Consider the following 7,391-nt stretch of genomic DNA (forward strand, 5'->3'; position numbering starts at 1 on the left):
GGTTTATTCTCCTTGGCTGAATAAAATAGAGCGGCTATGGCAATCATTGCATGAAACCGTCACACGGAACCATTGTTGCCAATATATGTGGATGCTGATCAAAAGAGTTAAGTTTTTTTTAAATGCCGCTTCAGCAAATCAATGGAAAGGGATAGGAAATATGAAACTCTCATAATTATGAAAAGTTATTTAGTACTACAGTCGTACGCTCCATTGTGGCATGATAGCTCATGATATATTCTTCCTGAAAATAGGGGGAGGTGTTCAATGCACTTACCTGTTAACCTTTGGGAACAAGAACTGCTCTCATTACACACGCGTCTGACACCGTTATTTCACCATGCCAGTCCACAGCAACGCTGCCTCGCCTATCTCCGGGGATTACTCAGTGATGTTGAGCGTAAAAATAGCTGGCAACTGGCGGAATGGTTGGGTGAACACTCGCCTGATGGCATTCAATATTTTCTGGAACGCGCCCGTTGGGATGCCGAAGCGGCTCGCGATATTTTACGCGATTATGTGACTGACCATCTCGGTGATGAGCAAGTCATCCTCATCATCGATGAAACCGGTTTTATCAAAAAAGGGACGCATTCTGCCGGCGTCCAACGCCAATATAGCGGTACTGCCGGACGGATATCCCTTTATGCGCTTTTCTGTCGTCACGTAAGGTAACAACTCAAGGGATCGCTTTTATTGATTCCACCAAAATTGCCGTTTGTCATAACCTTCGTATTCCCCGTCATCGGGTATTTGAGGGAATGGCACAACGAGGAAAAACCAGTACCGGCTGGTTTTATGGCTTTAAACTTCATTTGGTTATCAATGATTGCGGCGAATTGTTAGCCGTGAAACTCACCGCAGGAAACACGGATGATCGCCAGCCAGTCAAAGCGCTGACAAAAGGATTAACAGGATGTTTGTATGGTGATAAAGGGGACTTATCCCCTGTCTTTTAGTCACATCTCAAATTACGGTCAAATGACCGTAATTTGAAAAAACTATCTATCTGATTTTAAATAAAACATTTTTTAGCACTGTATTGAGAGGTTCAAAATAATTCATATAAAAAACAGCATGATAAAAAATTGTGACTAAAAGACAGACTTATCCCAGGCTTTATGTGATGAATTGGAAGCAGAAGGTGTCACGTTAGTCACGAATGTCCGGAGTAACATGAAAGCCAAGGCATTATCTCTCTGGGATAGATTGATGTTAAGGCGGCGGTTTTTGATAGAAACCGTCATTGATCAGCTCAAGAATATTTCTCAGATAGCGCATTCAAGGCATCGCAGTCAACTCGGTTTTTTATTGGAAGTTACTGCCGGCCTTATTGCTTATACATTCCAACCTAAACAACCGAGCTTGAATCTACGGGATAATGAAATCGCTATTCTTAAACGAAGCTGAGGTTAAGTCAATTAAATAATGAAATAGATACCTCCTCCAAATAGGCTTCAATGTGCCATGCTGAATACATTAGCGAAATACGGATATTATAAGGCCGCCTTTAGTGGTATTCAGGAAATTAAAACAGCGGCCTAATGTTTCACTTCAGAGCTGGATTCATCATCAACGTAAATTGGTTTGCAATTGCAGCCGTCGTGCTATAGCAGTCGCGAATGTTTTTGCACCAGTATCAGTAAAGGGAAGACTCAGTGATGGCTCCATCAGTTCAAGTTCAAGAATACGTGGCTGCTGTTCATCATCGTGAATTAGATCGATACGGGCATAAAGTAGATGGTGATCAAGGCTAAATTTTGCTTTTATTGCATTCAACGCCGCAGAGGCGACTTCACACTCCTGCTCAGAGGCTAATCTAGCCTTACGTAGCTCCTGATGAGGAACTTTCACTCGTCCATCAGCCATGAGTAGGGCCTCTTTTTTGATTGAATGGCTATATTCACCATCAAAATAGATAAGATTGGTCTCGCCATAGATATCAATGGACTTGAAGTAAGGTTGGACAATCACGGATGAATCCTCCTCAATCAATTGATTAATATGCTTTAGTGCTTGCTCACCTTGAGCAGCTGAGAAACGTCGTACATTTTTAGAATAAGCGCCAAGTGCTGGTTTGACCACAATTTCTTGTTTCTGACCATGTAGATCGTAAAATCTATTTAGTAATATTTGAGCATCATCTCCGATATGAGAAAAGACACTGGGAACAATAGGAACTTGATTATATTCAAGATCTTGCAAATAATTTTTATTCACATTCCAATGTATAACCTCAACAGGATTGAGCAACACAGAAGTAGCTGTTACATGATTGCACCACGATAAAAATTCATTACAATGATCAACGTAAGTCCAGGTTGATCGAGGTATAACGATATCGAAAACACTCCAGTCAACCTGATTATTATTCCAGTGGCAAACCACTGGCTGCATTCCAAGCTGGTGACAAGCGTCAAATAACAGAGTCATATCATAGTCAATTGGTAAACTTTCGCTATCTGTAACTAATGCAATCTTTTTCATAACTTCCTCTGATAATTAGCTAATCATTATTAATTCGATATTTATATATGTAGGAATTGCACCCTACAAACGTTAATTTAATATCAATACCGCATCTTTAAAAAAGAAACAGTATATATAAACTCATCTTTACTAAAAGTAGGAATTACCAGGGAATAGAATTACCCATATGAAAATATCCTCCAGTGGGGCCATTCTCATTTAACAAAGCTAGGCAAACGCAGGTTTTGGCTCCATCCTTGACATCAAGCTCACCAGCCCCTTCATTCATATCGGTCTTGGTATAACCGGGATGTGCTGCGTTGACCTTTATATCTGTATCTCGTAATTCATAGGCAAGATGCACTGTCCAGGAATTTACTCCGCTCTTAGAGGCGCTATAAGCGGGTAATGATTTAAAAAAAGGGTTATAAGCATACGAATTTCTGTCAGTATGTGTGGATATTGAACCAAGCAAACTAGAAACGTTTACGATTCGTCCTGCAGGTGATTTTTTAATTAAAGGAAGCATAGCATTCGTCACAGCAACCATTCCAAATAAATTAGTGGCAAAGGTTTCATACCATAAATCCAGTGGTTGCTCCGAAGGACTTCTACCATATTGTTCGATACGAATTGCGGCGTTATTAATTAAAATATCTAATCGGGAATGTTTTTTATCGACATAATCAACAGCTAATTTAATCTCTTCGTGAGAAGTAATGTCCATTATCAGAGGTTCGACACTAACTCCCTCGCATGATAAAGATTTCACCGCCTCAATAACTTTAGATTTATCGCGAGCAGAAAGAATTACATGAATGCCTTTCTCGGCAAGTTGACGTGACATTTCAAAGCCAATACCACGATTAGCTCCGGTAATTAGAGCTACTTTATTAAATTTTTGTATCATTGAATATAACCTATGATGTTGAATGATTATAAGGCAGAAAGAAAAGATTGAATCTTCGGGCCAAACTCATCTATATCAACAAGAAAAGCATCATGCCCCTGTAGTGAATTGAGAGCATAAAACTCAACCCTAGTACCCCCGCGCTCTAATCCTTTCGCAATCTGCCTTTGTTGATGTATAGGGAAGAGGATGTCGGTTTCAACACCGATAATCAGCGCCCTTCTTAAAGAAATATTCTCTAAACTCGCATGAATGTCACCATTATAATTCTCTGCAAGATCGAAATGATCCATGCTCTGACTTAAATAGAGATAACAATTAGGATCAAAACAATTAATAAAATCATGGGCACGATGCTGGAGATAGCTTTCAATTTCAAACTGATTGAATTCAAAATTACTACTTATTTCTAAAGAAAATATATTTCTACCAAAACGCTGCTCCCATTCTTTTGCGGAACGATAACTTATAAGTCCTAACTTGCGAGCTAGAAGCATTCCGTTTAGAGGAAATATATCCTTATCATAATTTCCTTGATTCCAGTTAGGATCATTCCTTATTGATTCGCGTTGTAATGAACGAATGGCAATTGAAAAAGGTAAAGCATGTATGGCACTGGAAATATTGATATGATGAGTAGCGATACCAGGATAACGTGACAGCATAGACAACGCAGTCATACCTCCCATTGAAAGTCCAATAACACAAGCTATTTTATCAAAACCGAGCAAGAAAATGGCCTGTGCGGTGGTATCAGCGATATCCTCAATAGCCAACTTAGGAAAACTGAGTCTGTAAGGTTCACCAGTAGAAGGATTAATGGAGGAAGCTCCTGTTGAGCCTTTGCAGCTACCCAAAGAATTAACACATATAACATACCAGTATCGGGTGTCAATCGCTTTACCTGCACCAACCATTGCTTCCCACCACCCACATTGTGGATTAGCTTTATTGGATGCAACATGAGCATCAGGAGAAAGGCCAGTAAGAATTAATATCACGTTATCTCGTGATGAAGTTAACTGACCGTATGTTTCATAAGCAATACGTACCCCCGAAAGCAAGGCCCCACATTTCATCTGAACTTTCTCAGGCAATTGAACAAATTTAGTGGAAGCAGGAATAAATTCACTCATTAGATACTCCACAACTAAAGATGATTATTATAAAAGTTCTTCCTTACAAAGAAGCTAACCATTTATCGTCAGAGAATTCATTAATGCCTTCCAGCAAAAACGTGGAGAGATAACGTTCGCCGGTATCAGGTAACATAGCTAGTAAAACAGAACCTTCCTCAACATCCTTTGCTATATTAATAGCTGTTGCTAATGTGGCTCCGGCTGAAATGCCAACAAAAATACCTTCTTCTTTGGCTAGGCGTTGAGCCATATCGCGTCCTTCTATTTCGTTGATTGTGACTAATCGATCAATGACATTCTTATCCATAATTGAAGGGATAAAATTCGGTGCCCACCCTTGAATCTGATGAACATTCCAATTTTGTCCCGAAAGGACAGCTGCGTTATCTGGTTCAGCTGCGATAATTTGAACATTAGGTCTGGCGAATTTTAAAATTTGACCTATGCCAGTGAGTGTGCCACTGGTGCCGAAACCAGTAACAAAATAGTCAAGGCGCTTACCGGCAAAATCACGCAAGATTTCAGCCGCTGTGGTTTCCCTGTGATATGCCGGATTTGCTGGATTATCAAATTGTTTTGCACGAAACCAGCCATGTTTTTGTGCTAATTCATCGGCAATGGCATTTCCACCCGCGCTACCAAGTTCTCCAGGAAATAGAATAACCTTACCACCATAAGCTTTGATTAACTTCCTACGTTCAACAGAATACGTATCCCCCATAATCGCAACAAATTTATATCCACGAGCAGCTGCGACCATTGCTAAAGAAATGCCTACATTACCAGAAGTGCATTCCGCAATAGTATCGCCAGGATGTAATAATCCTTTTTTCTCCGCATCTAGGATAACAGATATCGCCAAACGATCTTTAACCGATCCACCTGGATTAAATGATTCAACCTTGACATACACAGAAACATGTTCTGGCACAATACGCTGCAATTTGACAATAGGTGTATTACCAATAGTATCGAGAATATTATTATAAATTGCCATTTACTATCTCTCCTTCATATGTAAAATCTACAGGTCCAGTCATAAAAATAGGGCTGGTCTCATCTTTCCACTCAATTTTTAATTTACCACCAAGCAAAATTACTGTGACGCTATTATCTAGCTTTCCTTTACGGATTAACGCGGCAACTGCTGCACAGGCACCACTGCCACAAGCTAGGGTTTCACCGGCACCGAATTCAAAAACTCTTAGTAAGATTTCTTTCCTGGATGTTATTTGAACAAAACCAACATTAACAGTGGGTTCGAAAAAGAGTGATTGCTGTATAGCTGGACCAGTGGATTGTACTGCTGCAGTTTCAATATCATCCACTTCAATCACTGCATGAGGATTTCCCATGGACAATGCACTAAATGTCACGTCGTTTTCAGTAATACGAACGGTGTACTCCAACTGCTGCTGTGCAAAGTTAAATAATGGGATATCTGATGGCAAAAAATTTGGAATTCCCATACCTATACAGAATTCGCCATCTTGCGTAATTTCAACAGAAAGCAGGCCAGATGGGCTATCAAGTGAAAAAGATGCATCACACGCTAAACCTTCGCGGATAAGCCAAGCAGCTACACAACGGGCACCATTTCCACACTGTCTGGATTTAGAACCATCTGAACTCCATATATGGTATGAAGCAATTGACTCTTTGTTTTTCGGTATATCTACGCCTAAGATAAGATCACAGCCAACACCTTTGTGTCTGTCTGTGAGAAAACGACATAACCCAATATCAGGATAATGTGTACCACGCAGATCAAGTATAACAAAATCATTTCCCGCACCATGCATTTTGCTGAATTTCAATCTTGGTTTAGAGATATTAAATCTTGATGGAATTATCATATCCATTTTTAACCCTAATACAGTTAATTTATTCAAATAAGCCAGCAATAATGTCTAAAATAATTTTTTTTGCGTTCTCATTCACTTCTTCATCAGATGATGCATTAAATTCAGCTAGTTCCACACCAAGAATTTGATGTAAAGGAATTGCCTGGAAAATTTCTTTTATTTGCATAACAGTGAGGCCATTGGGCACTTGATAATCAGCTGGCAAATAACCAGGCTCCAGAACATCCCAATCAATATGAATCCACACAGGAGCACCACCGATGGCATCTAATATATTTTGTGTGTTAACTTGGGAAGGAGGTAAAATTTTTACCTGAGCTTGGTTTAATAAGTTTTGCTCTTTAGGATCAATGTCTCTAGAACCAATTAAGATAACGTTTTTGGAATTTAGTCCTGAGCCATGACCGCTGTCCCATAATCCGCAAGCTGCCGCTACAACCATACCACCAAGATAGCCTGATTCAGTTGTTTCAGGGGTATTGAAATCACCGTGAGCATCAATCCATAGTAATCTAGCATCAGGATAGACCTCAGCAACAACAGGGAGCGTCGCCAAACTGGCAGAGCAAGTGTTAGCCAACATTATATTACGTTTGTTTTCCTTAATTCCTTTATTTAAGGCTTTCCTTAAACCTTCTAGTGTATTTTTTGCCAGTGGCAAACTTTCTTGCCATGAATCATTAACTGAAGGAGTTGGTTTACCAACATACGTAGCATTGAGACCATATTTTTCCTCTAATGCCTTTGCAATAATTGCGGCACCAGCAATCATATTATCTGCACGATCAGCAATACGGCCTTGTGAAACTATTAGATTATTCATAATGATATCCAAAAATAAAATTATTTACTAATTGAGTTATTAAAGTGAAATGGGCACTTATCGGTACGATCTTTGTTTTCTTCAATTAAATAAGATTTCAAAATAATAGATCACTTGGAGGGAACTCAGTCCGGTTTTTGCGATCTGATCAATTGCGAAAAATCACAAATCACCCAACGGACCGA

Annotated in this window: 6 protein-coding genes and 3 pseudogenes; 3 read left to right on the forward strand and 6 right to left on the reverse strand. The window is 39.5% G+C overall.

The window, feature by feature from the left end; translation table 11 throughout:
• From Xedl_RS18625 to Xedl_RS39475, 3 pseudogenes are all read left to right on the forward strand, one after another.
• Nucleotides 1-175 (forward strand): annotated as a pseudogene (locus tag Xedl_RS18625) (IS630 family transposase); the annotation flags it as partial.
• Between the two features lie 92 nt (nt 176-267).
• Nucleotides 268-639 (forward strand): annotated as a pseudogene (locus Xedl_RS18630) (transposase); the annotation flags it as partial.
• Nucleotides 639-1,410 (forward strand): annotated as a pseudogene (locus tag Xedl_RS39475) (transposase); the annotation flags it as partial. The pseudogenes Xedl_RS18630 and Xedl_RS39475, both read left to right, overlap by 1 nt.
• A 162-nt stretch (nt 1,411-1,572) precedes the next feature.
• Here Xedl_RS39475 and Xedl_RS18645 read toward each other — a convergent pair.
• The 6 genes from Xedl_RS18645 to Xedl_RS18670 form a co-directional block, all read right to left on the reverse strand.
• A complete protein-coding gene (locus Xedl_RS18645) occupies nt 1,573-2,487 on the reverse strand; it encodes an ATP-grasp domain-containing protein (RefSeq protein WP_074025226.1) in 915 nt (304 codons plus the stop codon).
• A 145-nt stretch (nt 2,488-2,632) separates the two neighbouring features.
• Nucleotides 2,633-3,379, reverse strand: a complete 747-nt coding sequence (locus Xedl_RS18650; RefSeq protein WP_074025227.1) for an SDR family oxidoreductase — start codon at nt 3,377-3,379, stop codon at nt 2,633-2,635.
• Nucleotides 3,380-3,405: 26 nt separating this feature from the next.
• On the reverse strand, nt 3,406-4,515 hold the full coding sequence (gene metX / locus Xedl_RS18655) for a homoserine O-acetyltransferase MetX (protein ID WP_074025228.1): 1,110 nt from the start codon (nt 4,513-4,515) through the stop codon (nt 3,406-3,408).
• A gap of 43 nt (nt 4,516-4,558) precedes the next feature.
• The gene (cysK, locus tag Xedl_RS18660) at nt 4,559-5,515 is read right to left on the reverse strand and encodes a cysteine synthase A (protein ID WP_074025229.1); all 957 of its coding nucleotides are present in this window, start codon (nt 5,513-5,515) and stop codon (nt 4,559-4,561) included.
• A complete protein-coding gene (gene dapF / locus Xedl_RS18665) occupies nt 5,502-6,410 on the reverse strand; it encodes a diaminopimelate epimerase (RefSeq protein ID WP_208605091.1) in 909 nt (302 codons plus the stop codon). The genes cysK and dapF overlap by 14 nt, the downstream gene beginning before the upstream one ends.
• Nucleotides 6,403-7,206, reverse strand: a complete 804-nt coding sequence (locus Xedl_RS18670) for an arginase family protein (protein ID WP_074025230.1) — start codon at nt 7,204-7,206, stop codon at nt 6,403-6,405. Before Xedl_RS18670 ends, dapF begins: the two co-directional genes overlap by 8 nt.
• Between the last annotated feature and the right edge of the window lie 185 nt (nt 7,207-7,391).

Source organism: Xenorhabdus eapokensis, from assembly GCF_001908105.1.

What these genes read in the sequence shown, in the direction of transcription:
- Xedl_RS18650 (WP_074025227.1), bottom strand. Translation starts at nt 3,379, where the DNA reads ATGATACAAAAATTTAATAAAGTAGCTCTAATTACCGGAGCTAATCGT.
- metX (WP_074025228.1), bottom strand. Translation starts at nt 4,515, where the DNA reads ATGAGTGAATTTATTCCTGCTTCCACTAAATTTGTTCAATTGCCTGAG.
- Xedl_RS18670 (WP_074025230.1), bottom strand. Translation starts at nt 7,206, where the DNA reads ATGAATAATCTAATAGTTTCACAAGGCCGTATTGCTGATCGTGCAGAT.
- Xedl_RS18645 (WP_074025226.1), bottom strand. Translation starts at nt 2,487, where the DNA reads ATGAAAAAGATTGCATTAGTTACAGATAGCGAAAGTTTACCAATTGAC.
- cysK (WP_074025229.1), bottom strand. Translation starts at nt 5,515, where the DNA reads ATGGCAATTTATAATAATATTCTCGATACTATTGGTAATACACCTATT.